Source organism: Microbacterium sp. 11MF (assembly GCF_000383475.1).
GTDB lineage: Bacteria > Actinomycetota > Actinomycetes > Actinomycetales > Microbacteriaceae > Microbacterium > Microbacterium aquilitoris.
This window is the reverse complement of sequence record NZ_KB911460.1, coordinates 572,801-597,694: the sequence shown is the minus strand read 5'-3', so window position 1 is coordinate 597,694 and position 24,894 is coordinate 572,801. Positions and strand designations below refer to the sequence as shown.

The window sequence follows — 24,894 nt, the reverse complement described above, 5'->3', positions numbered from 1 at the left end:
CACACGCTAGGTCGAGGCTCCGACATCGCCGCCGAGGCGTGCCGCGCAGGCGTCACTCGGAGGCGGGAGACACCGCTCCTCGACGACGCAGGTTGATCAGATCGACGACCGAGATGAGGGTCGCGATCGCCAGGAAGAGCCCGACCGCCGCCATCCCGTAGGCGTACGCGTCGTGGAAGACGGCGAGGGATTCGAGGCCGGCATCCGATTCGCGGTAGATCGTCGCGTAGAACAGGGACAGTCCGATGGCGGTGCCGACGGCGGTGCCCACGCGTTGGCCGAGCTGACCGACGGATCCCGCGAGTCCGCCTTCGCGGACCGGGATCTCGGACAGGGTGAGGGTCTGGTTCGGCGAGACCACGAGGCCACCTCCCGCGCCCGCGACCAGGAGCGCGGCGGCCATGCCGTAGGCGACGGTCTCGGGCGGCATCGTGTACGCCACGATCGTGAGCGCCACGACGCTGACGAGGACGGTCAGCAGCCCGATGGTCACCAGCTGGCGACCGAACCGGTTGACGAGCAGTCCGCCGTAATACGACGAGAAGGCGCTCGCGACCGCGAAGCCGATCGAGACCATGCCCGCGAAGACCGGCTCGAGGCCCACACCGATCTGCAGGAACAGCGTCCCCAGCAGGAACATCGGCGGGATCGCGGTGAAGTAGGCGACCACCACGAACGTGCCGTTTCGATACGAGGGGATGCGGAACATCCGGAACGGGATGAGGGGCTGACGGCCGAATGCCGCGTACCGCCGCTCCCACCAGAAGAACAGCGTCGCGAACAGGACGAAGGCCGTCAGGAGCCACCAGCGGTTGGGGTCGTCATCGGGCGAGCCGGTCGTGAACAGGAACGGCCACATCAACGAGATGACCGTGAAAGCGAAGAGGACGATGCCGATCGGATCGAGCTGCAGGCGCTTTCCGCTCGCGGTGCGCGTCTGCGGCAGCAGCCAGATGACGCCGGCGAGCACGAGCAGGCAGAGGGGCACGTTGAACCAGAAGATGCCGCGCCACCCGTCGGTCTCTCCACCGATCGCGATCATCAGTCCGCCGAGGGTGGGTCCGAACGCGGTCGCGATGCCGATCGTCGCACCGAAGAGGCCGAACGCGCGGCCGCGTTCCTTGCCCGTGAACAGCTGCTGGATCGTGCCCATGACCTGCGGCATCTGGATGCCGGCCGCGATGCCCTGCACGAGTCGGGCCGCCATGAGCACCTCGATGCTCGGCGCGAGTGCGCACGCGGCGCTCGTGAGGGTGAAGAGGCTGAGGCCGATGATGAAGAGGGCCTTGCGCGACCGCTGGTCTCCGAGGCGGCCGAACGGGACGAGTGCGAGGCCGAAGGTGAGGATGTACCCCGAGACGACGAGCTGCAGCTGGGTCGAGGTCGCACCGAGGGAGGTCTCGATGGCGGGGAGCCCGACGTTGACCTTGCTGAGGTCGAGGATCGTGAACGCGGCCACCGACACGCAGACCCAGAACGCCCGCCAGCGCTGCGAGGAGGACAGGGGGATGCTGGCTGTTACAGGCGATGTCATGACCGTCCCACGTTACCGGCAGCCCGGCGGACGAGGGCGATGTCAGGATGCGGCGACGCGCTCCGCCTTCTTCCGGTCCTGGAACTCCCGGAGGGCCTCGTAGCGGTCCGCGGAGCGGGCACGACGCTTCTCCGCCTCTTCATCGCGATCCTTCGGAGGGACCGTCGACACGAGGTCGTCCAGGAGCCGTCGCGTCGCCGCGGCGATCTCGTCGACGGCGCGGTCGAACGCCTCGGTGTTCGCCTGCGACGGTTTGTTCATCCCGCTGATCTTGCGGACGAACTGCAGCGCGGCGTCGTAGCACTCGGCATCCGTCGCCGCCGGCTCGAAATTGTGGAGCGGAACGATGTTGCGGCACATGGCCGTCACGGTACGCCCGCGTGTCCGCGTCCACCAGGGGGCTCACTCGGCGCGACGATCCGCCTGCTCATCCGTCAGCACGTCGGGGTCGAGGCCCTGCTGGATCTCGGCGCTCTCGACGAACTGGTCGGATGCGGGCTCCGGCATCGGGGCACCGTCGCCCCGGCCCCGATCGGCCTCGTCGGCCGCTTCCTTCTGCTCATTCGTGACGGCGCCGGAGGCGACGACGGCGGTGTCCTCCTCCGACCATCCACCGGCGGGGGCCGCTTCGCTCGTCCGGTCGTCTGCGTCGTTGTCCATGGCCGTCTCCTCGTCGTGGTCGTTGAGCCATGCTCGCCCGGATGCGTCGGGCGGTCGACGGGCTTGACCCGGTCGCCGGGTCGCGACTACGAACGAAGAGGACGGGGCGGAGGGAACGGGATGTCGGGACACGGTCGGGACACGGCGGGCGGGCCGTTCGTGGTGACTCTCGTCGTCGACCTGCCGATCACGAAGCCCGACGCTCTGGAGACGATCGCGTTCGCGTGCGACGGTGTCGTCGAGCATGCGCGTACCGCCTATCCGCGCGTGAGCCTCTCCCCCGGCGCGTGGGCGGAAGTCCAGATCCCCAAGTTCGCCGACCCGCCACCGCTCGCCATCGACGTCTGCTCCGACGAGTCGACAGCAGTCGCCCGGGCCGCCGCCGACAGGCTCAAGGGAGCACTCGAGAACCTGGGCTGGCGGATCCGCGATCCGAAGCCCGGTGAGGCCTAGGCCGTCCGCCGCTCCTTCAGGAGGGACTCGTGACCCGGGTTCGCGTCGAACCAGTCGGCGACGTACCAGCAGACGGGGATGACGCGCCGATCACCACGGCGCTCGAGGTCCGAGACCACCCGCCGCACCAACTCTCCCGCGTACCCGGACCCACGGAAAGTGGGGATCGTGTACGCACGGGTCAACGCGATCGTCGTGCCGTCGTCGTTGTAATCGAGGATGCTGACGAGATCTTTGCCGCGGTGCAGGCTGTACCGCGCGGCATCCTTCTCGTCGGTGAAGATCAGCTCGCTCATGCGCTCACGCTACGCCGATCGCCGGGTGCCACACACAATCTCCGACGGATTGAGCAATCTGTCACATTCCGTCATGCGGAGGTCCTCGGGGCCGGGCGGTTTGACACATCCCGACGCGGTTCGTCATAATCGGCCACATGACTGACTTCGCACGCACTCTGTCCGCCCGGGAGGCGAACGGAACTGCCGGCATCATGATGCCGCAGCGTGCTGTCATGTGTTGCCGAATGTGTCGCTGACACGGTGATCCCCGCCGGGTCGCGCCGCCGTTTCTGAACACGGCGAGTCCGACCCCCGAGACTCCAGCTTTGCCGCCCACAACGCGGATGCCGGTTTCTCGCACATCGGCCTATGCGAGGCCACCCGCGCAACACTCTCGAACCCGCGTCCCGCTCCGGGTTCCCCCCTTTGAAGGACATCGCCATGTCGACCTCCGCTCTCCTCTCCGCCCCCGCCGCTCCCCGTCACCTCCGCGCCGTCGAGGACATCGCCACGCCGCCTGTGACGGAGCGCCCCGCTCCCAAGGGACTCCCCGCCGGCACCGCCCCCCGCGGGTTCGCCCTCTACGTCGGTCTCGACGAGCTGAAGGCCGCCGCTGACGGCGTCAGCCTCTCGGTCATCGTCGATGCGCTCCGCCGGACGATCGCCGAGCTCGCCCCGTCTGCCGAGACCCACGCGACGGTCGCCCTCGCCCCGGTCGGCGCCGGTGGCCGCGACGTCGACGTCGTGCGACTCGCCCTGCACGAGCCCGCCGCCGTCGCCCGCACCAAGCCCGAAGAGCCCCTCGACGAGCACGTGCCCGGTGGCGTGACGATCGACATCTCCCGTCGCCGCGTGCACATCGACGGCGAGACCGCGTCGCTCACCTTCAAGGAGTTCGAGCTGCTGCAGTACCTCGTGCTGCGCGAGGGCCGCACTATCGAGCGCACCGAGCTCGTCTCATCGCTGTGGAGCCACACCGACGGCGACGACGCTCCCGGCGAGCGCACGATCGACGTCCACGTCCGCCGGCTGCGCTCCAAGCTCGGCCGCTACGAGGACATCGTCCGCACGGTGCGCGGCATCGGCTACCGCTTCGACCGGCACGCCGACGTCGTGATCCGCTACGGCCACGGCACCCCCTCGCCCGACCGCTTCTGATCAGGCCGCTGTCGGCGCCCAGACGTAGGGTGTCGGCATGAGGTCGGGACTGAGTGAACGGATGCCGCATCCGTCGCCGTCCTCGCACCTGAAGCCGCTCGAGGCGGAGTACCGCCCGAAGGTCCCCACCGACGTGGCGGGCGCGATCCGGTATCAGCAGCGCGGAGCGCACGACCCGTCGCAGACCACGGCGGACGGCGTCATCTGGCGGGCGACCCGTACTCCCGAGGGGCTCGCGACGATCGCGATCCGCCCGGGTCTGCGAACGGTCCGGGCGGCCGCCTGGGGACCGGGTGCCGCGTGGACACTCGACCAGCTGCCGCGGCTGTGCGGCGCGGACGACGACCCCGGCGACTTCGATGCGTCTCGGCATCCGCTCATCGCGGCGACCCACCACCGGCGGCCCGACCTGCGGATCGGGGCGACCGACCTCGTCTTCGACGCGCTCGTCAGCAGCGTCTTCGAGCAGAAGGTCACCGGGCTCCAGGCCTTCGGGGCGTGGCGCTGGATCCTGACCCGCTACGGCGACGCCGCGCCCGGCCCGACACCGCGGCAGATGTACGCACCGCCGGCGGACTGGCGGATGATACCGAGCTGGTCGTGGCACCGCGCTGGCCTCGAACCGCCGCAGTCGCGCACGATCGTCGACGCCGCACGCCGCCGCGCCTCGATCGAGCGTGCCGCCGCCGCGGCCACGACGGGAGACGACCGCGACCGGGTCTTCACGAACCTGCCGGGCGTGGGCGTCTGGACGAGTGCCGAGACCCGCATCCGCGCCTTCGGCGACCCCGACGCGGTCAGCTTCGGCGACTATCACGTCGCCCATCAGGTGGGCTACGCGCTGACCGGCTCACGCGTCGACGACGACGGGATGCGGGAGCTGCTCGAGCCGTGGAAGGGACAGCGGCAGCGGGTCATCCGCCTCATCGGGGCCAGTGGCGTCATCGAGCCGCGACGCGGTCCCCGCCTCGCCCCGGAGGACCACCGGGGCCGCTGACCGTCAGATCCGCTGGAGCGCAGCGAGCGCGGCGGGCAAATGGTCGAGGACCGCGATGTGTCCGACGTCAGGGATCCGCAGCAGCGTCGCCTGAGGGATGCCGCCGGCGATCGCGGTCGCATGCGACGGCGGGATGACGCGATCGAGCTCGCCCTGCACGACCACGACCGGCGCGACGACGTCGGCGAGCGCGAACCCCCAGGGCCGGGTGAAGGCGACGTCGTCGTCGACCAATCCGTCCGACCCCCACTGCGCGGATGCCGCGACGTCCTCGCCCAGCGACGCCCATGTCTCTTCGAGCGCGCGGTAGTCCGCCTCGACGAAGCTGGTCGGATCGAACTCCTCGACGTCGAGGTGAGCCGTGCGCGACGCGATCCCCGCGGTGGCGGATCGAAGACCCGACGGATCGGCCATGCCCGAGAACCACGACGCGTCGCCGGGTCGGAACGGGGCGATCGACGCGAGGGTGACGACGCCGGCGACGCGCTCGGGTGAGAGCGCGGCGACGCCGAGCGCATGGGGTCCGCCCCCGGAGGCTCCCACCGACACTACGTCCCGAAGGTCGAGGATGTCCAACACGTCGGCGACCCGTGCAGCAGCGTCACGGACGCTTCGCCCGGGCAGGAGGGGCGCTCCCCCGTACGCCGGGCGGGCGATGGAGACGACGTCGAAACCTGCGGCATCCGCCATCGCGGCCACGGGCGGCAGGACGGCACCGGTCTGCGGGGAGCCGTGATGCCACAGGAGTACCGGGCGCTCCACCCCGGGCTGCTCGACGCTGGCGTGGACGATATGGTCGGCCAGCTCCGGACGAATGAGCCTCATGCGTGTCACGGTAACGCCCTACGGTCCGAAGCGCGAGCGCCGGGCGACGGGAACCGTAGGCTGGCCGCATGGTGCAGCGACAGCGAGGACGCGGATTCTGGATCCTCGGGACGGTTCTGCTGTTCGCCGGCGGCATCCTGTTCGGACTCATTTGGCAGAACGTGTGGGTCGGGCTCGTCCTGGCGGCGGCGATCTCGATCGGGTGGCTCATCGCCTACGAGTCGCGCCGCGGGCGGAATCAGGGCATCTACGATCGTGACGACGACGGCGCCCAGCTCTGACCCGGACGCCCGGAAGGATCCTCCCGTGGAGTTCCGACCGCTGCGCGAGTCAGACCTGACCTCCGCTCCCGCGTGGACGGCGGGGCATGAGCTCCGACCAGATCTGTGGCGTGGCGAGCACACCCGCGCCGTGGCCCTGGAGACCGACGAGATCGTCGCCGTCGGGACCATATGGACGAGCCGCGTGCACGGGGACCGCTACTGGGTGGACGTCGTGGTGCACCCCGCGCACCGTCGTCGCGGGATCGGCACCGCCGCCGTCCGGCACCTCACGGGCCTTCGCGCCGCCCCACTCCCCCTCATGACACGCGGATACGTGGACGACCCCGCACTCGCCTTCGCCGACGCGCTCGGTGCACGCACGATCCAGGTCGTGCCGCCTGCGGAGTCGACGACCACGGCGCGGGCCGCCCTGCGCGCCGATCCGGCTGTGATCGCCGTCGACGCGGTCGACCGGACGGTGATCGAGGCGGCGAACGCCCGGATCTACGAGTGGACGCACGCGTCGTGGAGCCCGGTCGGACCCGCCTTCGCCGATGCGCTCAACGAGGACCTGTGGGACGAGATCGACACCGAGGCATCCTCCGTCGTGAGGGATGCGACCGGTCGGGTCCTCGCGCTCGCCCTCGTCTACCTTGACGGCGAGACCCCGCTGCTGACGGCGGAGACGACGGATGCCGCGGCCCCCGACGGCGAGCACCTCGTCGAGGCCTGCGTCCGCCGCTCGCTCGACGTGCTGGCGGAGCGTGGGATCGCGGACGTGGAGTTCGACGGTCACGTCAGCGATCCGCACTTCCTTCCCGTTCTCGCCCGGTTGCAGCCAACCGGCCGCTGGTTCCGCCTCGTCGAGATCCCGGTGTGATCGCCGGGCGATCCGCTCCGGTTCAGAGGGTCACGACGATCTTCCGCGCAGACACCCCCGCGCGCTGACGATCCAGCGCCTCCTGTATAGCGCCCACCCCGTGGCCAGCCACGACCGGCTCGGGCAGCGGACGGACGGTGCCGTCCGCCAGCCACTGCGGCAGCAGTCGCCCCCACAGCCGGCGCCCGATCTCGTCGTCGCGCAGGCTCGTCCCCCAGATGAAGGCGGCTCGGATGCCAGCCCGACGCGCGCGAGCGTTCAGCAGAAGCGTCCTCAGCCCCAGGCGTGCGAACGTGGGCAGCATCGCGGGGAAGAGCCGGCGGCGCCCGGCGAGCTCAGCGAGCGAGACGGGCATGCTCGCCATCGCGAGAACCGAACCGCCCGTCCGGCGCAGCACCTCGAGGCATCCGGCGGTCGACGTCTCGCCGAGGGCCACGGCACCGACGACGGGGCGCCCGCCGATCCCCGCCACGAGATCGTCGACGGCGCGGGGGGAACCGTGGTCGGCGACGACGTCGGCACCGAGCGACCTGACGAGGTCGGCGTTGCGCGGCGACGCCGTGCTGACCACGTCGTATCCGGCCGCGCGGGCGAGCTGGATCGCGTTCATGCCGACGCTCGTCGACCCGCCCCACACGACGACGACGCCGCGGTCGCGAGGACCAGCGTCAGCGGGGTCGTGGATCGCCAGTCCGAGATGGCGCGGCTGGAACAGCGCGCACGCGGCGGTGGAGGCGCCGAGGGGAAGGACGGAGGCCTCCACGTCCGAGATGCCGTCCGGGATGGGGGCCGTGAGGTGTTCCAGGAGCGTCGTGTACTGCTGGAACGCGCCCTCGCGCCGGGAATCGCGACCGCGATCCGTTCCCGTCGCGAGCCCGAAGACACGATCACCGACGCGGAACCGCGCGACTTCGGAGCCGATGGCGACCACCTCGCCGGCGACGTCCGAACCGAGCACGGCCGGCGTCGGCAGCCAGCGGTAGGTGACCGATCCCGTGCCCTGGATGACCCAGTCGATCGGATTGACCGCGGCGGCGTGGACGCGCACGACGACCTCGCCTGCCGCCGGATCGGGCGTCGGCATCCGCTCGACGGAGAGACGCGCGCGGGGCGCCGGGAGGACGGCGGCGGCGTGGTGTCGGGGCATGTCGAATCCTTCGATCGTGATGTCACGTGGTGTCATCACTGTACCTCGCATGACACAGGGTGTCGTCACTATGCTGTCCGGATGGCCAGATGGGCACCGGACACCCGGGAACGACTGCGAGCGGCGGCGCTCTCGCTCTTCGAGGAGCGCGGCTACGCGGCGACCACCGTGCCCGACATCGTCGACCGGGCCGGCGTGACGCGCCGCACGTTCTTCCGCCATTTCAGCGACAAGCGCGAGGTCTTCTTCGACGACGACGAGATCCCCCGGATCGCGACCCGCATGATCTCCGATGCGCCGCGGGACGCGCCGCCGATGGAGGTCGTGGTGGGGGGCCTGCGGGTGCTGGCGCGCGAGCGATTCGAGCCCCGGCGTGCAGAGATCCGTTTCGCGCGCCAAGTGATCGCGTCCGAGCCGGCGCTGCGCGAGCGGGACCTGCGCAAGCAGGCGGATCTGCGCGACGCCATCCGCGAGGGCTTCCGCCATCGCGGCGAGGACGAGGCGACGGCGGCGGCGATCGCCGGAGTCACCGTCGAAGCCCTGCAAGCAGCGCTGGACGCATGGGCATCCGAGCCGGCGGGCGCCCCGCTGACCGATCACCTCGACGAGGTGCTCCGCCGGATGCGGATGCTGCTGCAGTCTTCCGAGAGCACACGAGGGTGATGCTGTGAGCATCGTCATCCCGCTCGACCTGGATGCCGATCCGGACCTGCCCGACGCGATCGCGGTGCGGGTGGTGGCCGAGATCGACGGCACGATCCACAGCCTCATCGTCGACACCGGCGGCGCACGCAGCGGCCTCGTCGACGGTCCGCTCACGGCGGGACTCGAACGGCTCGCACCGCAGAACCCTGGCGGCGGCGGAGTCTTCTCGCGGGCCGGGTCGACGGAGCGCGTCACCGCGCGCGAGCTGCGCATCGGCGACCTCGTGGTGGAGCGGCCGGTGTTCGACCTCGAACCGAATCCCGCGGCGCCGTCGCTGCTCGGGCTCGATGTGCTGCGTCGCCACCGGCTGGACTTCCGCTTCGACGCCGCGCTGCTCGAGCTCGACGCCGAGTCGCCCGTGGACGAGCGGCGCGATCTGGTGCAGTCCTCGCGCGGGCATCCCTACGTCGACGTCGCCTGGGCGGGCGGCGCGTGGCCCGCCATCTGGGACTCGGGTGCGAGCGTGAGCGTCATCGACCGGGGTGTGGTGGCGCGGCATCCGGAACACTTCCGTCCTGCGGGCGAGGCGGAGGGGACGGATGCCTCGGGTGCCGCGAACGAGCTTCCCCTCGTCTTGCTCCCGGAGGTGACGATCGGAGGTCGTCGGTTCGCTCCATCGATCGCCGCCGTCGCCGACATCGCCGGACTCGTCCGGCCCGGCGATCCGCCGTTCGAGCTCATCCTGGGGATGCCGGTGCTCCGCCACGCGGACTGGGCCGTCGACCTGCGCGACGGCTGGTGGGGATATCTCGCCTGAACCCTAGCCCACGCGTGACCGACGGTCGGCGGCATCCTCACTTCCGCGGCGCGCGGCGAGCCGCACGATCCAGTAGATCCCCCAGACGATCAACGCGATCATCGCGACGACTCCGAGGAGGATCAGCAGATGCCAGCCGACGAGTCCACCCATGCTCACATCTCCTCGTGGGTGTCGGGGTCGCCGTCCCACAACCGGCCGCGCTCGAGGGCCGAGATCGCGGCGATCTCGTCGTCCGTCAGCGAGAACTCGAACACGTCGGCGTTCTCGGCCTGGCGGGCGGGGTCGGCGGACTTCGGAATGGGCGTGCTGCCGAGCTGAACGTGCCAGCGGAGGACGACCTGCGTCGGCGTGACATCGTGCGCGGCCGCGGTGTCGATGACGACCTGCTCGCTCAACAGCTCCGAGCGCCGGGCGAGCGGGCTCCAGCTCTCGGTGCGGATGCCCTGCGAGGCGTGGAACGCCCGCAGGTGCGCCTGCGGGAAGTACGGGTGCAGCTCGACCTGGTTGACCGTCGGCACGACGCCGGTCGCCTCGATGATCCGGGCGAGCATCGGCTCGGTGAAGTTGGAGACGCCGACCGATCCGACGCGCCCCTCCTTCTGCAGATCGACCATCGCGCGGTAGGTGTCGACGTACTTGTCGACGCTCGGGTTGGGCCAGTGGATGAGGTACAGGTCGATGCGCTCGAGCCCGAGGCGCTCGAGCGATCCCTCGGCGCTGCGGCGGGTCTCGTCGTAGCCGTGATCGCGACCGGGGACCTTCGTCGTGACGATGAGGTCGTCCCGGATGCCGCTACGCCGCACGGCCTCGCCGACCTCGCGCTCGTTCTCGTAGTTGACGGCCGAATCGAGCAACCGGTAGCCACCCTCGATCGCGGTGACGATCGACTGCGTGCCGTCCTCGCCGCGGAGGTTGTAGGTGCCGAGACCGAGCTGCGGGAACGCGGTGCCGTCGTTGAGGGAGACCGTGGGGATGCTGACCATTCCGCCACCGTACGCCGGATCCGCCCTTTGGGGGATAACCCGAAAGGAGGTCTCGGGTCCGCCCCGATGTGGCGGTCTCGGGGTCGCCCCTAGCGTGGGGACATGACTTCCGACACCTCCGCGCCTCCCCGGCGGCTCCGGCCGCTGCGGCGCCTGGGCGCGCTCGCGCAGCTCGCCGCCATCGCCCTGGTGGGCATCGGCATCCTCACCACCGCCGCCACCCTTTTCGGCACCGGTATCGGCTTGGCGCTCGTCCTGGGTATCGGCCTCGTCCTGATCATCGCTGCGCTCTACGTCGCGTGGGCCGCGGCCTGGCTCGAGCATGAACGAGCCGAAGGCCTGTACGGCCACGGCATCCCGCCGCTGGCGATCCGCGCGAGCGGTCAGCCGGGCTTCCGAGGCTTCCTCCGCACGCTGTGGCTCCAGTTCACCGACGGGGCGATGTGGCGCGGCATCGGCAGCTTCGCGATCGCCTCCGTGCTCGGCTGGATCGTCATCGGCGCCACGTCCGCCGTGGTCACCGGCATCGGACTCGCCGTCTCGCCTCTCGGCGGCGCCGCGGGCGGCCGACTGCCGGTCCTCGGCATCCCCGTCGCCGACGGCTGGGCCATCGCGGGCGGCATTCTCGCGGTCCTGGTGAGCCTCGGCATCCTGTTCGGGGTCACCCTGCTCGACGACCTTCTGACCCGGTCGATCCTCGTGCCCTCGCGCGAGGCCGTCCTCGCCGAGCAGGCGCGGACCGCCGGGGCCCAGCGGGCCGGGGCGGTGCGGGCCAGCGAGGTCGAGCGCACCCGCATCGAACGCGACCTGCACGACGGCGTCCAGCCGCGGCTGGTCTCGGTCGGGATGACCCTCGGCATGGCGCAGCAGAAGATCGACTCCGACCCGGTCGCGGCGAAGGCGCTGATCGATGAGGCGCACACCTCGACGAAGGCGGCCATCACCGAGCTCCGCCAGCTGGCCCGCGGCATCCACGCCTCGGTCCTCGACGACCGGGGACTGGATGCCGCCCTCTCAGCCCTCGCGGCACGGTCCCACGTCCCCGTCGCCCTCGACGTCCGTCTCGACGAACGCTGCAGCGCGACGTCGGAGGCGGCCGTCTACTTCGTCATCGCCGAGTCGCTCACGAACGCCGCCAAGCACGCCCGCGCCACCGAGGTGCGTGTCGTGGTCCGCAGCCGCGGCGACGCCGCCACCGGGCGCCTCATCTGGGCCCGCGTCGAGGACAACGGCATCGGCGGCGCCCGGGTGCTGCCCGGTGGCGGTCTCGACGGGATCATGAACCGGGTACTCGCCGCCGGCGGCACCGCGACGCTCGACAGCCCGGCCGGTGGGCCGACCGCTCTGGAGGTGACGGTCCCGTGCGCATCCTGATCTGCGAGGACTCGACGCTCCTTCGCGAAGGCCTGGTCCGCGTGCTGGAGGATGCCGGCCACACCGTGGTCGCCGCCCTCCCCCACGCCGACGGCATCGTCGACACGGTCACCGAGACCGCGCCGGAGCTCTGCATCCTCGACGTGCGACTGCCGCCGACGTTCACCGACGAGGGCATCCGGGCGGCGCTGACGCTGCGAGCGCAGCATCCCACCCTCCCCGTGCTGGTGCTCAGCCAGTACGTGGAGGAGCGCTACGCGAGCGACCTCATCACCGGACAGAACGCCGCCCTCGGGTACCTGCTGAAGGACCGCGTGGCCGACGTGAAGGACTTCCTCGATTCGATCGACCGGATCGCCGCGGGCGCCACGGTCCTCGACCCCGAGGTCGTCGCCCAGCTGCTGACCCGCAGAGCGCGGGACGAGCGGATGTCGCGCCTCACCGACCGGGAACGCTCCGTCCTCGCGCTCATCGCCGAGGGCAAGAGCAACGCGGCCATCGCCACGGCGCTCTTCGTCTCGGAGGCGAGCGTCGAGAAGTACATCACCTCGCTCTTCCAGAAGCTCGGCCTCGAACAGGATGAGCACGGCAACCGACGGGTGCTCGCGGCTCTCGTCCACCTCGAACACGGCACATCGCCCGCCGCTGGGCATCCCGATCAGAACGGAACGAACCGATGAGCATCGACCTCACTCCCCCGCCCACCGCTCCCACGACGCCTGCCCCGCAGCCACCGCAGCAGCCGCGGCGCGCGTCGGCGCAGATCGTCTCGATCATCGCGATGTCGCTCGGCGGCGTACTGCTGCTCGGGACGCTCGTCTCGGGCATCGGCTCGATCGCCTACGCGAGCACGAATCGCGGCGCCGGCGATCAGTCGGCCGATGTCGCGGGTGTGACGGGCCTGTCCTTGGACGTCTCGGCCGGTCACGTCGTCGTCGACTATGCGGACGTCGACGAGGCGACCCTCACCGTCGACGGGAACCGCGACTGGAAGCTCGAGCGGCGCGGCGAGACGCTGTCGCTCTCCAACTCGCGCCCGTGGTGGATGCTGCAGGTGGGCTTCGACGCGACCGAGAATCGCGCGACGCTGACGCTCCCCGAGGAGATGGCGGACCAGAAGCTGGATGCCGACGTCAACGTCGCGGCGGGATCGGTTACGGCAGACGGCACCTACGGGCTCCTCGACGTGTCGGTCGGTGCGGGCGACGCGACGGTGACCGGCACCGCGGACGACGTCCGGGTCGATGTCAGCGCCGGTGACGCCGACGTCGCTGTCGGCGACGTGCAGCGCGCGAATCTCACCATCGGCGCGGGTCAGATCACTGCCGACCTCCGCGGCGAGGACCTCGACGACGTCCGTGTGGATGTCAGCGCGGGGACCCTCGTGGCGACCCTCCCTGACGAGGCGTACCGCGTGACGTCCGACGTCTCCGTCGGCACGTTCGACAACCGTCTGCAGACCTCGACGAGCGCCACGCGCACCATCGACGCCACCGTCTCGGCCGGTACGGTCACCCTCCGCCCCGGCGTCTAGCCCCTTACGTACGACGAGCCGTCGCAGATGGTCGCCCCCGAACCGGGGAAACGACCATCCGCGACGGCTCGCGGTGTGTCAGGGGTCAGCCGACGACGGCGATCTCGTTCGGGACGTGGTCGAGCGCCACGGTCTTCGCGATCTTGTCGGCGGCCAGGTCGACGACGACGATCTCGCTGTCGGCGGGATCGGTCACGTAGGCGAACGACCCTGCGACCTTGACGGACGGGTGCGGGTCCTGCCACTCGGCCGGGCCCTCCCACGGGTCGACGACGGACAGTGACGAGATGATCTCACCCGTGGCCGGGTCGATCGAGTGCAGCTTGCCGTCGGTCCCGATCAGGACCGCTTCGGCGTCCGGGCCGCGGCCGACGCCGCGGTAGGTGTACTCGACACCGTCGGGCAGCGCGACCTTCTCGAGCGTGTTCGCCTCGGTGTCGATCAGGGCGAGGTTGCGGAGGAGGTAGCCCTCGGCATCCGGGTCGTCCTTGTAGTCCATGACCACGAGCGGGCTGTTCTCGGACACGTAGGCGTTGCCCATGCGGCCGTACTCGTCAGGAGACGTGAGCTTCGTGATGGTGCCGTCCTTCACGACGAGGGCGCCGTTCTCGCAGCCGAAGACCACCGCTTCGTCCTTCGCGGTTCCTTCACCGTGCACGCCGGGGCACTCGTCGTTCGACGCGATCTCGTTGCGGTCCTTGTCGAGGACGCGGATGCCGGTGCGCCCTGACTCGTCGCCGACGGTCGTCAGCAGGGTGCCGTCCTCGAGCTCGACGGAGACGCCGTGGTGCGCGGTGACGCCGGCGATGACGTCGGCCTTCGGGAGGGCATCGCCCGTCTTCGCCAGCTCTGCCGAGTCGAAGATCGTCGTGTCGCTGGTCGCGTCGTCGTACAACACCGTCTTGCCTGCGTGCGAGACGACGTGCCCCGCGGTGGCGGCGGGCACGACGAGGTCGGTGAGCTCTGGCTGCTGCGCGTCGAGCAGCTGGAAGCCCTTCGACGTGGTCACCATCACGTGTCGGCCGTCGCCGGCGGCGTTGAGGCGGATGAAGTCCTCGGAGCCGAACTCGCCGAGATTCGCGTAGTCGTCGCCACCGAGGACGAGCACGCCCCCCTCGTACCCGACGGCGACACGGGGGCCGTCGGGTACGGCCGCGCTGTCGGCGGGGTCGGATGCGGGCTGCGCTGCGGACGCGCAGCCCGCGAGGAGCAGGGCAGCGGCGCCGGCGAGGGCACCGAACTGCAGGGTCTTCTTCATGGGTTTCCTTTCCAGGGAATGCCTCACGGGGTGAGGCCGTCGGCGATGCTCTGCAGGTTGCGTCGCATCATGTCGAGGTAGGTGCCGCCCGGCGAGCCTTCGGGGGCGAGGGACTCGGTGAACAGCGAGACGACGTCGACGTCGCGGCCGGCCTCGTCGGCGAGCACCCGCATGAGCCGGTCGGGCTGCGACGAGTCGGCGAAGATCGTCGTCACGCCGGCCTCGTCGATCGCGTCGACCAGGCCTTTCAGGTCCGAGGCGCTGGGCGCGGCGAGCGTCGTCCCACCCGGGATCGCCGCCCCCAGGATCCGTACGTCATAGCGCCGGGCGAGGTAGCCGAAGACGTGATGGTTCGTGACGAGCGCCCGGTGCTCGGCGGGGATCGCACCGAGGGTGTCGGCCATGTCGGCATCCAGCTCGTCGAGCTCGTCGAGGTAGGCAGCGGCCACCTTCTCGACGACGGATGCCTCCACCCCGGCGATCTGCGCGAGCTGCGGCGCGAGCGCCTCGACCACGCGGGCGGTCTGCGTGGGATCGGTCCAGAAGTGCGGGTCGACGGCATCCGAGTCGGCGTAGTCGAGCGGCTCGATGTGGTCGCCCGCCACGAACGAGGCGACCCCGTCGGCCACCGCGGCGTCGACGTGGTGCTGCACGCCCTCTTCGAGCCCCAGCCCGTTCGAGACGAGCAGGTCGGCGGTGCGCATGCGGGCGGCTTCGCGCGCTGAGAGCTCGAACGAATGCGGGTCGCTGCCGCGGGGCATGAGGGTGACGACATCGACCTCGTCACCGACGAGGTTCGCCGTGATGTCCCCGAGCAGGTCGGTCGTGACGACGACGGTCGGCCGGTCGCTGCCGGCCGCAGCGCAGCCGGTCAGCGTGGCGACGACGGCGACCACCAGCGCGGCGAGCGCGCGCCTCATCGGCCCGTCTCCGCGACGAAGGCAGGGGCATCCGGCGTCTCGAACGTGCGCGCGATGCGCGCGGAGTCGGCGTGGTCGATCTCGAACATCGCGTTCTCGGCGGGTCCGTTCACGTAGGTGCGGTTGGCGTCGATCTGCAGGGTCACGCCCGCCGCGAGTGCGGGATCGGCGAGGGATGCCGCCACCAGCGGCTTCGTGCGCGCGATCGCCTTGCCGCTCTCGCCGTCGATCACGAGAACCTCCCCCGTCGTCGTGAGGGCGACGACGTGCTGGTCGGCGTCATCGGCCGCGGCGACGCGGGCGAGGGGTTCGCCGGCATCGATCCGGGTCCACGTGCGCTCGCGGGTGTCGAGCAGCCAGAACGCGTCGCCGCCGGTGAGGCCGGCGACCGTCGGCCGCCCCTCGCGTGCGGCGAAGGAGAGCGCGCGGTCGTCGGCGCCCTCGGGGTAGGGGATCCGCTCGAACGAGGTGCCGTCGGCATCCGTCACCGCCAGGATCGCAGCGTCGGCGCATCCGACGACGACACCGACGTTCGTGGCGATCGAACCGGCGGGATCATTGCAGGGCACGGTCTCGACGTCGGCGCCGGTCGCGTCGACGTGGCGGAGACCGTCGGCATCCGTCACGACGGCGCCCGTCGGGAGCGGGACCACCATGCCCGAGTCGGCGGGGACATCGAGGCGGAAGCGCTCCTCGATGCGCCCCTTCTTGAGCGCGTCGAGGTCGAGGAGCACGGCCTCTCCCCCGTCGAACCGGATCCCCGCTCCGAGATCGCTCGCCACGACCGTCGGTTCCCCGTCGCCGGCCAGGTCGCCGAGGACCGACGCGGGAGCCTCGTAGTAGTGGAAGTGGTCGACGTGATTCCACGTCCAGACGCCGCTGTCGACGATCCCGACGCCGCCGTCGCGCCCCGCGTAGAGGAACCGGCCGTCGGTCTCGAGTGAGGTCGGCGGCGTGATCTCGCCGAGTGCGTCGGTCGTCTCGTCGAGCAAGTCGAGGTGGTGGACCTCACCGCCCGGGGTGACGCTCGTGAGGTGCAGGGCGGGTTCGGCGAGCTCGGTGGCGCCCGCGATGGCGCCGTGTCCCTCGCCCGTCGATTCGGGGACGGATGCCGGCGCCGACTGGCAGGCGGTAAGGGCGAGGGCGAGGGCGAGGGCGAGGGCGAGGGCGGGCACGAGGGCGATCGGGGCGCGGCGGTTCATGCGGTCCTTTCGTCGAGGGCGGGGCGGGTGGGGCGGACGAGGGCTCGGATGCCGGTGGACGCCGCGCCGGAGCAGATCGCCGTGAAGGCGACGGTGGCGCCCGCGGCGGTGCCGAGGTGCCAGGACAGGACCAGGCCGACCGCAACGGCGACGGTGCCGATGACCGCGGCGAGCGTCATCGTCGGGACGATGCGGCGGGTCCACGCGCCGGCGGCGACGGCGGGGCCGAGGAGCATGCCGACGACGAGGAGCGATCCGACGGCCTGATAGGCCGAGACGACAGCGAGGGTGACGAGGCCGACGAGCAGGATGTGCGCGAGGCGAGGGCGGAGGCCGAGCAGCTGCGCCTGCCGCGGATCGACGGCGAGTGCGACGAAGGAGCGGTGGCCCGCGGCGGCGACCAGCAGGGTCACAGCCGCGGCGACGGCGAGGAGCACGAGGTCGCCCCGCTCGATCGCCAGGATGTCGCCGAAGAGGATGGCCGAGGCATCCGTCGCGAAGCTGCGCGAGGCCGAGATGACGATGACCCCCAGCGAGAGACTCGCGACGAAGAGGAGGCCGATGCTGGTGTCGGCCGAGATCCGGCCGCGGCGCTGCAGGGCTCCGACGCCGAGCGACATCGCCGCCGCGCTGACGGCCGCGCCGGCCACGGGTGGGAACCCGGTGAGAGTGGCGACCGCGATCCCGGGCAGCATGCCGTGGGCCATCGCCTCGCCGAGGAAAGCCATGCCGCGGAGGACGACCCACGTGCCGACGACGGCGCAGACGACCGCGACGAGGGCGCCACCGACGAGGGCGCGCTGGACGAAGGCGACGGCGAACGGATCGAGGAGCACGGACACGGTGCCCGACTGTACACGTAATTGAGAACGGTTTTCATTTGCAATACTGGTCGGATGCACAGCTCAGGGGTCGTCGTCCGGTTGGGTGAGGTCTGCGTCGACATCGACGGGCACCGCGCCCTCGACGGCGTCGATCTCGACGTTCGCGCCGGCGTGCTCACCGCTGTGGTGGGCGCGAACGGGTCAGGCAAGTCGACGCTGGTATCCGTGCTCGCGGGGCTCCGCGCGCCGACGTCGGGCGCGGTCGAGATGCGCCCGGGAACGGCGATCGCACTCGTGCCGCAGCACACCGCCGACACCGCTCGACTGCCCCTGACCGTCACCGATCTCGTGTCGATGGGCCGCTGGCGCGAGCGCGGCGCTTTTCGCCCGCTGCGACGGAGGGACCGAGAGCGAGTCGCCGAGGCGATCGACGCGGTCGGGCTGACGCCGTACGCCTCACGTCCGCTCGGTGCGCTCTCGGGAGGTCAGCGCCAGCGGGCGTTCGTCGGACAGGCGCTCGCGCAGGACGCGGATCTGCTGCTCCTCGACGAGCCGACGAGCGGTCTCGACGATGCGTCGCGGCGAGCCGCGGCATCCGCTCTGCGCGTCGCGGCCGACAGGGGTGCGGCGGTCGTCGTGGTGACGCACGACCTCGGCGAGCTCGGTGACGTGGACGACGTCGTCACGCTCGCGGCGGGTCGGATCGTGGATGCGCCGACCGCGTACGACACGCGGGGGCGGAGGGGTCGGAACGTGAGTAGCGTTGAGGGGTGACCAACGCTCCGATCGATGCCACCACCACGTCCGCCTGGGCTGAACTCGAGTCGCTGAAAGCCGGCTTCACCCCCGATCTGCGCGGCTGGTTCGCGGCAGACCCGGAGCGCGTCGCCAAACTGACGCACGACGTCGCCGACCTGCACGTCGACCTGTCGAAGAACCTCGTGACCGACGAGATCGTCGCCGCCCTCGTGCGCCTCGCCGAGCAGACCGGCGTCGCCGAGCGGTACGCCGCGATGCTCGCGGGCGAGCACATCAACACGACCGAGGATCGTGCCGTGCTGCACACAGCTCTCCGCCGTCCCGCTGACGCGACGCCGTCGCTGACGGTCGACGGTCAGGACGTGGACGCCGACGTGCAGGGTGTGCTCGACGCGATGGCCGAGTTCGCCGGCCGGGTGCGCAAGGGCGAGTTCACCGGTATCACCGGCAAGAAGGTCGAGACGGTGGTCAACATCGGCATCGGCGGGTCGGACCTCGGGCCCGTGATGATCTCGGCGGCGTTGGAGCCGTATGCGGATGCCGGCATCTCGGCGCGCTTCGTATCCAACATCGACCCGTTCGACATCGCGTCGAAGACGAAGGACCTCGACCCCGAGACGACGCTGTTCATCGTCGCCTCGAAGACGTTCACGACGCTCGAGACGCTGACCAACGCGCGCCTCGCCCGTGACTGGCTGTGGGAGGGTCTCGCGTCGGCGGGGGCCATCGACGGCAGCGATGAGCAGAAGAAGGATGCCGTCGCCCACCACTTCGTCGCGGTGTCCACGGCACTCGACAAGGTCGCGGACTTCGGCATCGACACCGCGAACGCGTTCGGCTTCTGGGACTGGGTGGGCGGCCGGTACTCGGTCGACTCGGCGATCGGACTGTCGCTCGTGATCGAGTTCGGGCCCGACACGTTCCGCGAGCTGCTGGCGGGTTTCCATGCGGTGGACGAGCACGTGCGGACGACGCCGCTGGCCGAGAACGTGCCGGTCCTGATGGGCCTGCTGAACGTCTGGTACACGAACTTCCTCGGCGCGCAGTCGCACGCGGTGCTGCCGTATGCGCAGCAGCTGAGCCGGTTCGCCGCGTACCTGCAGCAGCTGACGATGGAGTCGAACGGCAAGTCGGTGCGGTGGGACGGCTCCCCCGTCACGACCGACACCGGAGAGGTGTTCTGGGGTGAGCCGGGCACGAACGGGCAGCACGCGTTCTACCAGTTGATCCACCAGGGCACGCGGCTGATCCCGGCGGACTTCATCGCGTTCGCCAACCCCGCCTACGCGCTGACCGACGGCGACCGGGATGTGCACGGCCTGTTCCTCGCGAACTTCCTGGCGCAGACGAAGGCACTGGCGTTCGGCAAGACGGCCGAGGAGGTCGAGGCCGAGGGCACGACCGGTGCGCTGGTCGCGGCACGGACGTTCCCCGGCAACCGTCCGACGACGTCGATCTTCGCGCCGTCGCTGACGCCGACGGTGCTCGGCGAACTGATCGCCCTGTACGAGCACATCACGTTCACGCAGGGTGCGATCTGGGGCATCAACTCGTTCGACCAGTGGGGCGTCGAGCTCGGCAAGCAGCTCGCCATGCAGATCGCGCCCGCGATCGAGGGCGACAGCGACGCATTCGACTCGCAGGATGCCTCGACCAAGGCGCTCCTGGAGTACTACCGCGACCACCGGGCCTGAGGCTCGTGACGCGTCTCGAGGTCGAAGTCGGTGGGTGGGAGCACGATTGCTGCGGCCCCGAACTCGTCCGGTTCACGCGTGTGGAATGGACTGTCATCCCCGTGGCTGACGGTCCTTTCGTCGAGACGCATCACGGCCTGGAGGAGTCGGAGGGCCTGAAGGTCATCGAGGTCGCCGGAACGATCGTGGAGCTGGAGGCCATCGATCGTGATGGTTCCCGCATACCGATCACGCGTATCCCCAGCGGACGCGCCCTACGCGGGATGGACGAAGAAAACGCAGGCGACGTGATCGAGATGTATACCGACCGCATCGTCGACGTGTCGGACGACGATTTCATCGTGACCGTTGACGTGCAGAACTGACCGTCGGTCCTAGAACGGTGGTGGGTCGGTGGTGAACTGCGGGATGCGTCGTTCGGGGTGGACGAGGTAAACCCGGCCGGCGGGTGAGGTCCATTCGAGTGCGCCACTGGGTTGGGCTCTGACGTGCCAGCCGGTGTGGTGCTTCAAGGTGTGGTGCCCGCGGCAGAGGGGTGCGAGGTTGGTGGCGTCGGTGTGCCCGCCGTGATGCCAGTCGACGGTGTGGTCGATGTCGCACCGATCGGCCGGGATCCCGCAGCCGGGTGCCATGCACCGGGCGGCCCGCCACGCGACGAGCCGGCGGAGGTCGGCCGGGGGCCGGTACTGTTCACGTCCGACGGAGAGGACGACCCCGGTCTCGGGGTGGGTGAGGACCCGCATCCACCCGGATGCCGCCCCGCACAACTCCCGCGCACGGTCGAGCGGGATCGGCCCGACACCGTCGACCTGCGCGGCAGAGCCGTCACCGGTGAGGAGTGTGAGAGCAAGCACGGTGACCGTGACGGTCGGGCGGATGCCGCGCACGGTGTCGGGAAGGGATTCGGTCTCCCCGTCGATGAGGAGGTCGCCGAACACGTCGGCGCGCTTCTGGTCGAGTGAACGTTCGTCGTCGAGGGTCTTCGCGATGGCGGTGAGCCTGCCGTGGATCGCGTGCGCTTCGACGGCGGGGAGGTGCGCGGTCAGCCACGCCATCCCGTCCGCACCGGGTTCGACGCGAACGTGCCTGCGGGCGACGGCATCCATGTGACGTTCCGCGATCGTCGCTTCACGCTCTCGGTCCACGATCTGTTTCACGGCGCGGCGGAACGGCCCGGTCGGCATCTCCTCGGCCAGCGCCACCACCTCACCAATGAGGTCATCCCGCACGACGTCGAGTTCATCGAGGCCGTCGACGATGATCGTCGCGTGGGTGTCGGTGATATCCGCGTGACTCATCGACTCCCACACCGCCGGGTACCGCTTCACCAACGCCCGCCCGACCCCCATGAGACGGCCCGCGGCGTGCTCGCTGATCCGCAACGCCGACGCGACTTCGAGACGCACCGACCGTTCCACGAGCACCGACGCACCCTCATCCCGGGTCGCCGCGCGGATCGCGTCATCCCACAACTCGACGATGCTCGCATACCGCTGCGCCGCGTGGATCGTGGCCATGTCCGCGCTCAACACAACCCAGTCCAGGGTCGTCGGGATCCCCTCGGGGACCTCATCGACATACGGGGAAGGACTGGACATACTCCCAGACTAGAAGGGGGTTCCGACATCGCTTCCGGCGCTGGTGTCGCCGCCCGACCGGCGCTTTCGGCCACACTGAGTGAGTGCAGCCGGAACAGACAGTGGTGAAATCCGACGACCCGCGGTGCGCCGAGCTCGACGCCGCCGGGTGGGTTGTCGTCTCACGATCGTGGGCAGCGCAGGTCACGGCGTCGGGCATCGATGTCGATGCCCTCTCCGGAGCGGTGGAGCGAGGTCGCCAGCACGGCGACGTTCGCGAGATCGGAGACGCGGATCTTGATGCCGTTCTCCTGCTCGACGTGGCGACGCTGGCCGACTATCCAGGTGGTGTCGCGACTCAGCACCATCCGCTGACGAAGGCGACCACCCGAGTGTCGCCCACGAGACGAGGCTTCGGCGTTGTCGATGGGGATGGCCGGGTTCTCGCGGTCACCTACGTCGACGTCGACGGCGGGACCGCTGAGACCGAGTTCACGGTCGTGGCCGCAGAGCACCGCGGGTTGGGCCTCGGTACGGCGGTGAAAGCGGCATCCATACTGGCTCTCGTCCGCGAGGGCGTCGGCGTCTTCCGGACGGGGGGCGCCGCGGAGAACGCCGCGATTATCCGTTCCAACCACCGCCTCGGATATCTGGTCGACGAGGAGTGGCTCACCTTCTCTCCACCTTCGGCGCGTGGTCGACGACACCAGCCCACGTGAGCGCGCGCCGAACTCAGCGGGTAGCGTGCAGGCATGCGCGGACGCAGACTCACCTGGACCATCGGCGGCGCCGGACTGATCGCGTGCGGGGTGGCCGGCATCCTGCTCAGTGCCACGCTGGGCTCGTCGCTGACCGACGTCCTGGCATTCTCCGTCGACCTGCTCTGGGCGGCTGCGGTTCTCGTCTTCGCGATCGGCACCTCGTCGCGCGACAGCGTCGTCGCACGTCGCCCCCTCGGGATGATCACGCTCGCGCTCGTCGCCCTCTGGCCCCTGGCGATGCGGATGGTCGGCCTGTTCCAGGACCCCATGGATCCCATCCCGCTCATCCCGTGGGAGGTGTCCACGTTCGTTCCGCTCGCCCTGAGCCTCATCGCCGTCGTGCAGATCGGCCGCGCGGCGGTCGCCCCGCGCGCGTGGCGGTGGGCGCCCGCGATCGCCCTCGCGGTCTCGGTCGCCTGCGATGCGCTCAGCCTGGTGGTCGTCGCGGGAGCTGACCAGGCCACGGCCGTCCAGTTCGTCGGGCTCTCGTCGGCGCTCGGCGTGATCGGATTCCTCGTCCGCACGCTGGGACTCGGGATCGCCGCACTCCTCGCCGTCGCGTCGGAGCGACCGGCATCCGTCCCGGTCTACTCGTCACCCTCGGAGCCCGCGCCGGGATCCTGACCGTCCGCCCCCTGCCGTCGAGCGGAGAGCCGCGTTCGCTCGGATGTGTGGAGCACAGAACCTCCGCTCGAGCGCAGATCTCCGCGCGAACGCACAGGCCCGGCACCCTCCCCCCTGGACAAGCCCCGCCGCGAGCGCCACCCTGGTCGCACCCCCCGGACGAAGGAGACGGCCATGTTCCAGAACGACGGCGCGTACAGCGGGTTCGCGGTCGACGATCTCGATGCGGCGCGCACGTTCTACGCCGACACCCTCGGCCTCGACGTGACGACGCTCGACAGCGGCTTCCTCCACCTGAACCTCGCGTCAGGCGGCGCGGTGCTCGTCTACGGCAAGCCGCACCACGAACCTGCGGGCTTCACCATCCTGAACTTCCCCGTCGACGACGTTGACGCCGCCGTCGACGACCTCAACGCCAAGGGCGTTCAGACCGCGATCTACGACGACATGCCCACCGACTCGAAGGGCGTCATGCGGGGCCACGGCCCGACCATCGCGTGGTTCCGCGACCCCGCGGGCAACGTCCTCGCGGTTCACGAACGCTGACGATCATGCCTCCCAGAACCCGACCGCGCAGAGCAGCCGCGTCTCGTCGTCTGCACCCGCCGGCGGATCGATCGCGGGAGGGAACACACCCCACTGCCGCCACTCGTCGGCGTGCGGGACGACGTTCTCGTTCAGCCCGGCGATGAGCTCGGGAGACATGCGGAACGGGATGCCGAGATGTTTCGCGATCAGCCACGCCTGGAACGCGCGATACGTCGCCAGGTGGGCGAACCCCTCCTCGACGGAGTAATCGCCGTACTGGAACCGGAACGTCGTCCCGGGCGCGACACCCTCCCGCACCGCGGCCGTCGCGGTGTCGTTCAGACGGTCGTAGGACGCGATCGGATCGTCGCCGAGGAGGTCGGCGTTCCGGAACTCGTCACCGTCGGCGGGAGACTTCCCGGCGAGCACGTCGGGGACCCACGCCTCGTCGTACGCGTGGGCGAAGACGATGTCTCGGAAGGTGGGATCGGGAGTGGACGTCCACTCCTTCGGGGCCGGCTTCGACAGGTCGGCCGGCTCGATGCGATCGACGACGGAGCGCAACGCGGCATCCGCTTCGAGAAACAGGTCATCGGTTCTCATGCCGACACCGTACGACCGCCCGCCGACACCGTCACGAGCCGTGCACGTGGATGCGCTCGCCCGATGCGCTGAAGATGCTCACCACCTCAGCAGGGCCCTCGTCGGTGGCGCTGATGCTGTGCGGCAGGCCCGTGTCGAACTCCGCGGCCTCCCCCGCGCCGATCCGATGCTCCTCGCCGTCGAGCAGCAGCCGGATCGTGCCGCTCAGCACGTAGAACCACTCGACACCGTCGTGCACCTTCGCCGCGGGAGCTGTGGATGCCGCGGCGTAGCGGATCTTGTAGGTCTGCACGGGCGAATGCTCGAGGGTCAGCGGCGCGACGACCATGCCGTGCCGACGCTCGGTCGCGCGGCGCACCCGCGGGTCGACGGGCTCCCCGCGCACGAGGTCGTCGAGACGCAGGTCGAGGACTGAGACCAGCGGCAGGAGCAGCTCGAGGGATGCCTGTCGCCGCCCCGCCTCGAGGCGGGACAGCGTGCTGATCGACATCCCCGCCTTCTGCGCGAGGTCGGCCAGCGTCCAGCCGCGCTGCTGCCGTGCCGCCCGCAACCGCGGCCCCACTCTGGTCAAATCCGTCGTCATGGCCTCGAGT

31 protein-coding genes are annotated in these 24,894 nt (G+C 70.4%); 16 read left to right on the top strand and 15 right to left on the bottom strand.

Annotation, left to right across the window (positions count from 1 at the left end):
• Nucleotides 1-52: 52 nt before the first annotated feature.
• Genes H286_RS0109855 through H286_RS0109845 form a run of 3 tightly spaced genes read right to left on the bottom strand, consistent with a single transcriptional unit; the run spans nt 53 to nt 2,194 of the window.
• Nucleotides 53-1,534: an MFS transporter gene (locus tag H286_RS0109855; RefSeq protein ID WP_028497475.1), complete on the bottom strand. Its 1,482-nt coding sequence runs from the start codon at nt 1,532-1,534 to the stop codon at nt 53-55.
• Between the two features lie 42 nt (nt 1,535-1,576).
• The gene (locus H286_RS0109850) at nt 1,577-1,894 is read right to left on the bottom strand and encodes a DUF2277 domain-containing protein (protein ID WP_018186825.1); all 318 of its coding nucleotides are present in this window, start codon (nt 1,892-1,894) and stop codon (nt 1,577-1,579) included.
• A 42-nt stretch (nt 1,895-1,936) separates the two neighbouring features.
• Nucleotides 1,937-2,194, bottom strand: a complete 258-nt coding sequence (locus H286_RS0109845; protein ID WP_018186824.1) for a hypothetical protein — start codon at nt 2,192-2,194, stop codon at nt 1,937-1,939.
• Between the two features lie 120 nt (nt 2,195-2,314).
• Between H286_RS0109845 and H286_RS0109840 the strand changes: the two genes are divergently transcribed.
• Entirely contained in the window at nt 2,315-2,647 is a 333-nt protein-coding gene (locus H286_RS0109840; protein WP_018186823.1) for a hypothetical protein, read from the top strand.
• Here the strand turns inward: H286_RS0109840 and H286_RS0109835 are convergent.
• Nucleotides 2,644-2,943 carry a GNAT family N-acetyltransferase gene (locus tag H286_RS0109835; RefSeq protein ID WP_018186822.1) on the bottom strand — a complete coding sequence of 100 codons (300 nt, stop codon included), beginning with the start codon at nt 2,941-2,943 and terminating at the stop codon, nt 2,644-2,646. The genes H286_RS0109840 and H286_RS0109835 overlap by 4 nt on opposite strands.
• 423 nt (nt 2,944-3,366) lie before the next feature.
• On the opposite strand from H286_RS0109835, the gene H286_RS0109830 reads away from it, so the two are divergent.
• A complete protein-coding gene (locus H286_RS0109830) occupies nt 3,367-4,083 on the top strand; it encodes a winged helix-turn-helix domain-containing protein (protein WP_018186821.1) in 717 nt (238 codons plus the stop codon).
• A 61-nt stretch (nt 4,084-4,144) separates the two neighbouring features.
• On the top strand, nt 4,145-5,080 hold the full coding sequence (locus tag H286_RS0109825; RefSeq protein ID WP_020098026.1) for a DNA-3-methyladenine glycosylase family protein: 936 nt from the start codon (nt 4,145-4,147) through the stop codon (nt 5,078-5,080).
• 3 nt (nt 5,081-5,083) lie between these two features.
• On the opposite strand, the gene H286_RS0109820 is transcribed toward H286_RS0109825, so the two are convergent.
• Nucleotides 5,084-5,905, bottom strand: a complete 822-nt coding sequence (locus H286_RS0109820) for an alpha/beta fold hydrolase (protein WP_028497473.1) — start codon at nt 5,903-5,905, stop codon at nt 5,084-5,086.
• A gap of 68 nt (nt 5,906-5,973) precedes the next feature.
• On the opposite strand from H286_RS0109820, the gene H286_RS0109815 reads away from it, so the two are divergent.
• Both H286_RS0109815 and H286_RS0109810 read left to right on the top strand, forming a co-directional pair.
• A complete protein-coding gene (locus H286_RS0109815; protein WP_018186818.1) occupies nt 5,974-6,186 on the top strand; it encodes a hypothetical protein in 213 nt (70 codons plus the stop codon).
• 25 nt (nt 6,187-6,211) lie between these two features.
• The gene (locus H286_RS0109810) at nt 6,212-7,048 is read left to right on the top strand and encodes a GNAT family N-acetyltransferase (protein ID WP_020098024.1); all 837 of its coding nucleotides are present in this window, start codon (nt 6,212-6,214) and stop codon (nt 7,046-7,048) included.
• A gap of 22 nt (nt 7,049-7,070) precedes the next feature.
• Here H286_RS0109810 and H286_RS0109805 read toward each other — a convergent pair whose 3' ends face one another.
• Nucleotides 7,071-8,195: a zinc-binding alcohol dehydrogenase family protein gene (locus tag H286_RS0109805; RefSeq protein WP_028497472.1), complete on the bottom strand. Its 1,125-nt coding sequence runs from the start codon at nt 8,193-8,195 to the stop codon at nt 7,071-7,073.
• Nucleotides 8,196-8,276: 81 nt separating this feature from the next.
• Between H286_RS0109805 and H286_RS0109800 the strand changes: the two genes are divergently transcribed.
• Entirely contained in the window at nt 8,277-8,858 is a 582-nt protein-coding gene (locus tag H286_RS0109800; protein WP_020098022.1) for a TetR family transcriptional regulator, read from the top strand.
• 4 nt (nt 8,859-8,862) lie between these two features.
• Complete coding sequence (locus tag H286_RS0109795) at nt 8,863-9,657, top strand: aspartyl protease family protein (protein WP_020098021.1); 795 nt, start codon at nt 8,863-8,865, stop codon at nt 9,655-9,657.
• 3 nt (nt 9,658-9,660) lie between these two features.
• Here H286_RS0109795 and H286_RS15055 read toward each other — a convergent pair whose 3' ends face one another.
• Nucleotides 9,661-9,810, bottom strand: a complete 150-nt coding sequence (locus H286_RS15055; protein WP_020098020.1) for a hypothetical protein — start codon at nt 9,808-9,810, stop codon at nt 9,661-9,663.
• A gap of 2 nt (nt 9,811-9,812) precedes the next feature.
• Entirely contained in the window at nt 9,813-10,643 is an 831-nt protein-coding gene (locus tag H286_RS0109785) for an aldo/keto reductase (RefSeq protein WP_020098019.1), read from the bottom strand.
• Nucleotides 10,644-10,745: 102 nt separating this feature from the next.
• Between H286_RS0109785 and H286_RS0109780 the strand changes: the two genes are divergently transcribed.
• The 3 genes from H286_RS0109780 to H286_RS0109770 are packed head-to-tail and all read left to right on the top strand — an operon-like array spanning nt 10,746 to nt 13,551.
• Nucleotides 10,746-12,017, top strand: a complete 1,272-nt coding sequence (locus H286_RS0109780) for a sensor histidine kinase (RefSeq protein ID WP_020098018.1) — start codon at nt 10,746-10,748, stop codon at nt 12,015-12,017.
• Complete coding sequence (locus tag H286_RS0109775; protein ID WP_020098017.1) at nt 12,005-12,697, top strand: response regulator transcription factor; 693 nt, start codon at nt 12,005-12,007, stop codon at nt 12,695-12,697. Before H286_RS0109780 ends, H286_RS0109775 begins: the two co-directional genes overlap by 13 nt.
• On the top strand, nt 12,694-13,551 hold the full coding sequence (locus tag H286_RS0109770) for a hypothetical protein (protein WP_020098016.1): 858 nt from the start codon (nt 12,694-12,696) through the stop codon (nt 13,549-13,551). The genes H286_RS0109775 and H286_RS0109770 overlap by 4 nt, the downstream gene beginning before the upstream one ends.
• Nucleotides 13,552-13,636: 85 nt before the next feature.
• On the opposite strand, the gene aztD is transcribed toward H286_RS0109770, so the two are convergent.
• Genes aztD through aztB form a run of 4 tightly spaced genes read right to left on the bottom strand, consistent with a single transcriptional unit; the run spans nt 13,637 to nt 17,773 of the window.
• Nucleotides 13,637-14,809, bottom strand: coding sequence for a zinc metallochaperone AztD (gene aztD / locus H286_RS0109765; protein ID WP_020098015.1), 1,173 nt, complete (start codon nt 14,807-14,809; stop codon nt 13,637-13,639).
• A gap of 23 nt (nt 14,810-14,832) precedes the next feature.
• Nucleotides 14,833-15,729, bottom strand: coding sequence for a metal ABC transporter substrate-binding protein (locus H286_RS0109760; RefSeq protein WP_020098014.1), 897 nt, complete (start codon nt 15,727-15,729; stop codon nt 14,833-14,835).
• On the bottom strand, nt 15,726-16,931 hold the full coding sequence (locus H286_RS0109755) for a hypothetical protein (RefSeq protein ID WP_020098013.1): 1,206 nt from the start codon (nt 16,929-16,931) through the stop codon (nt 15,726-15,728). The genes H286_RS0109760 and H286_RS0109755 overlap by 4 nt, the downstream gene beginning before the upstream one ends.
• Nucleotides 16,928-17,773, bottom strand: coding sequence for a zinc ABC transporter permease AztB (gene aztB / locus H286_RS0109750; RefSeq protein ID WP_020098012.1), 846 nt, complete (start codon nt 17,771-17,773; stop codon nt 16,928-16,930). The genes H286_RS0109755 and aztB overlap by 4 nt, the downstream gene beginning before the upstream one ends.
• A 54-nt stretch (nt 17,774-17,827) precedes the next feature.
• On the opposite strand from aztB, the gene aztA reads away from it, so the two are divergent.
• From aztA to H286_RS0109735, 3 genes are read left to right on the top strand one after another with little or no spacing between them, the layout of a single operon-like run.
• Complete coding sequence (aztA, locus tag H286_RS0109745; protein WP_028497471.1) at nt 17,828-18,529, top strand: zinc ABC transporter ATP-binding protein AztA; 702 nt, start codon at nt 17,828-17,830, stop codon at nt 18,527-18,529.
• Nucleotides 18,526-20,208, top strand: a complete 1,683-nt coding sequence (gene pgi / locus H286_RS0109740) for a glucose-6-phosphate isomerase (protein ID WP_020098010.1) — start codon at nt 18,526-18,528, stop codon at nt 20,206-20,208. The genes aztA and pgi overlap by 4 nt, the downstream gene beginning before the upstream one ends.
• A 5-nt stretch (nt 20,209-20,213) precedes the next feature.
• Entirely contained in the window at nt 20,214-20,573 is a 360-nt protein-coding gene (locus H286_RS0109735) for a hypothetical protein (RefSeq protein ID WP_020098009.1), read from the top strand.
• Between the two features lie 9 nt (nt 20,574-20,582).
• Here H286_RS0109735 and H286_RS0109730 read toward each other — a convergent pair whose 3' ends face one another.
• Nucleotides 20,583-21,806 (bottom strand): HNH endonuclease signature motif containing protein, encoded by a 1,224-nt coding sequence (locus H286_RS0109730; protein WP_036324282.1) that lies wholly within the window; start codon nt 21,804-21,806, stop codon nt 20,583-20,585.
• An 83-nt stretch (nt 21,807-21,889) separates the two neighbouring features.
• Here H286_RS0109730 and H286_RS0109725 point away from each other — a divergent pair, with 83 nt between their 5' ends.
• The 3 genes from H286_RS0109725 to H286_RS0109715 all read left to right on the top strand — a co-directional run bounded on the left by H286_RS0109725 (nt 21,890) and on the right by H286_RS0109715 (nt 23,716).
• Nucleotides 21,890-22,504: a hypothetical protein gene (locus H286_RS0109725; RefSeq protein ID WP_051090666.1), complete on the top strand. Its 615-nt coding sequence runs from the start codon at nt 21,890-21,892 to the stop codon at nt 22,502-22,504.
• 33 nt (nt 22,505-22,537) lie between these two features.
• Nucleotides 22,538-23,170 carry a hypothetical protein gene (locus tag H286_RS0109720; RefSeq protein WP_020098006.1) on the top strand — a complete coding sequence of 211 codons (633 nt, stop codon included), beginning with the start codon at nt 22,538-22,540 and terminating at the stop codon, nt 23,168-23,170.
• A 174-nt stretch (nt 23,171-23,344) separates the two neighbouring features.
• On the top strand, nt 23,345-23,716 hold the full coding sequence (locus H286_RS0109715) for a VOC family protein (protein ID WP_020098005.1): 372 nt from the start codon (nt 23,345-23,347) through the stop codon (nt 23,714-23,716).
• Between the two features lie 3 nt (nt 23,717-23,719).
• On the opposite strand, the gene H286_RS0109710 is transcribed toward H286_RS0109715, so the two are convergent.
• Nucleotides 23,720-24,301, bottom strand: a complete 582-nt coding sequence (locus H286_RS0109710; RefSeq protein WP_020098004.1) for a hypothetical protein — start codon at nt 24,299-24,301, stop codon at nt 23,720-23,722.
• Between the two features lie 31 nt (nt 24,302-24,332).
• A complete protein-coding gene (locus tag H286_RS0109705) occupies nt 24,333-24,884 on the bottom strand; it encodes a helix-turn-helix domain-containing protein (protein WP_028497470.1) in 552 nt (183 codons plus the stop codon).
• Nucleotides 24,885-24,894: the final 10 nt, after the last annotated feature.

Bases quoted from the DNA above. Each gene is read 5' to 3' on its own strand.
- H286_RS0109855 (WP_028497475.1), bottom strand. From the start codon at position 1,534: ATGACATCGCCTGTAACAGCCAGCATCCCCCTGTCCTCCTCGCAGCGC.
- H286_RS0109850 (WP_018186825.1), bottom strand. From the start codon at position 1,894: ATGTGCCGCAACATCGTTCCGCTCCACAATTTCGAGCCGGCGGCGACG.
- H286_RS0109845 (WP_018186824.1), bottom strand. From the start codon at position 2,194: ATGGACAACGACGCAGACGACCGGACGAGCGAAGCGGCCCCCGCCGGT.
- H286_RS0109840 (WP_018186823.1), top strand. From the start codon at position 2,315: ATGTCGGGACACGGTCGGGACACGGCGGGCGGGCCGTTCGTGGTGACT.
- H286_RS0109835 (WP_018186822.1), bottom strand. From the start codon at position 2,943: ATGAGCGAGCTGATCTTCACCGACGAGAAGGATGCCGCGCGGTACAGC.
- H286_RS0109830 (WP_018186821.1), top strand. From the start codon at position 3,367: ATGTCGACCTCCGCTCTCCTCTCCGCCCCCGCCGCTCCCCGTCACCTC.
- H286_RS0109825 (WP_020098026.1), top strand. From the start codon at position 4,145: ATGCCGCATCCGTCGCCGTCCTCGCACCTGAAGCCGCTCGAGGCGGAG.
- H286_RS0109820 (WP_028497473.1), bottom strand. From the start codon at position 5,905: ATGAGGCTCATTCGTCCGGAGCTGGCCGACCATATCGTCCACGCCAGC.
- H286_RS0109815 (WP_018186818.1), top strand. From the start codon at position 5,974: ATGGTGCAGCGACAGCGAGGACGCGGATTCTGGATCCTCGGGACGGTT.
- H286_RS0109805 (WP_028497472.1), bottom strand. From the start codon at position 8,195: ATGCCCCGACACCACGCCGCCGCCGTCCTCCCGGCGCCCCGCGCGCGT.
- H286_RS0109800 (WP_020098022.1), top strand. From the start codon at position 8,277: ATGGCCAGATGGGCACCGGACACCCGGGAACGACTGCGAGCGGCGGCG.
- H286_RS15055 (WP_020098020.1), bottom strand. From the start codon at position 9,810: ATGGGTGGACTCGTCGGCTGGCATCTGCTGATCCTCCTCGGAGTCGTC.
- H286_RS0109785 (WP_020098019.1), bottom strand. From the start codon at position 10,643: ATGGTCAGCATCCCCACGGTCTCCCTCAACGACGGCACCGCGTTCCCG.
- H286_RS0109780 (WP_020098018.1), top strand. From the start codon at position 10,746: ATGACTTCCGACACCTCCGCGCCTCCCCGGCGGCTCCGGCCGCTGCGG.
- H286_RS0109770 (WP_020098016.1), top strand. From the start codon at position 12,694: ATGAGCATCGACCTCACTCCCCCGCCCACCGCTCCCACGACGCCTGCC.
- aztD (WP_020098015.1), bottom strand. From the start codon at position 14,809: ATGAAGAAGACCCTGCAGTTCGGTGCCCTCGCCGGCGCCGCTGCCCTG.
- H286_RS0109760 (WP_020098014.1), bottom strand. From the start codon at position 15,729: ATGAGGCGCGCGCTCGCCGCGCTGGTGGTCGCCGTCGTCGCCACGCTG.
- H286_RS0109755 (WP_020098013.1), bottom strand. From the start codon at position 16,931: ATGAACCGCCGCGCCCCGATCGCCCTCGTGCCCGCCCTCGCCCTCGCC.
- aztA (WP_028497471.1), top strand. From the start codon at position 17,828: ATGCACAGCTCAGGGGTCGTCGTCCGGTTGGGTGAGGTCTGCGTCGAC.
- H286_RS0109730 (WP_036324282.1), bottom strand. From the start codon at position 21,806: ATGTCCAGTCCTTCCCCGTATGTCGATGAGGTCCCCGAGGGGATCCCG.
- H286_RS0109720 (WP_020098006.1), top strand. From the start codon at position 22,538: ATGCGCGGACGCAGACTCACCTGGACCATCGGCGGCGCCGGACTGATC.
- H286_RS0109715 (WP_020098005.1), top strand. From the start codon at position 23,345: ATGTTCCAGAACGACGGCGCGTACAGCGGGTTCGCGGTCGACGATCTC.
- H286_RS0109710 (WP_020098004.1), bottom strand. From the start codon at position 24,301: ATGAGAACCGATGACCTGTTTCTCGAAGCGGATGCCGCGTTGCGCTCC.
- H286_RS0109705 (WP_028497470.1), bottom strand. From the start codon at position 24,884: ATGACGACGGATTTGACCAGAGTGGGGCCGCGGTTGCGGGCGGCACGG.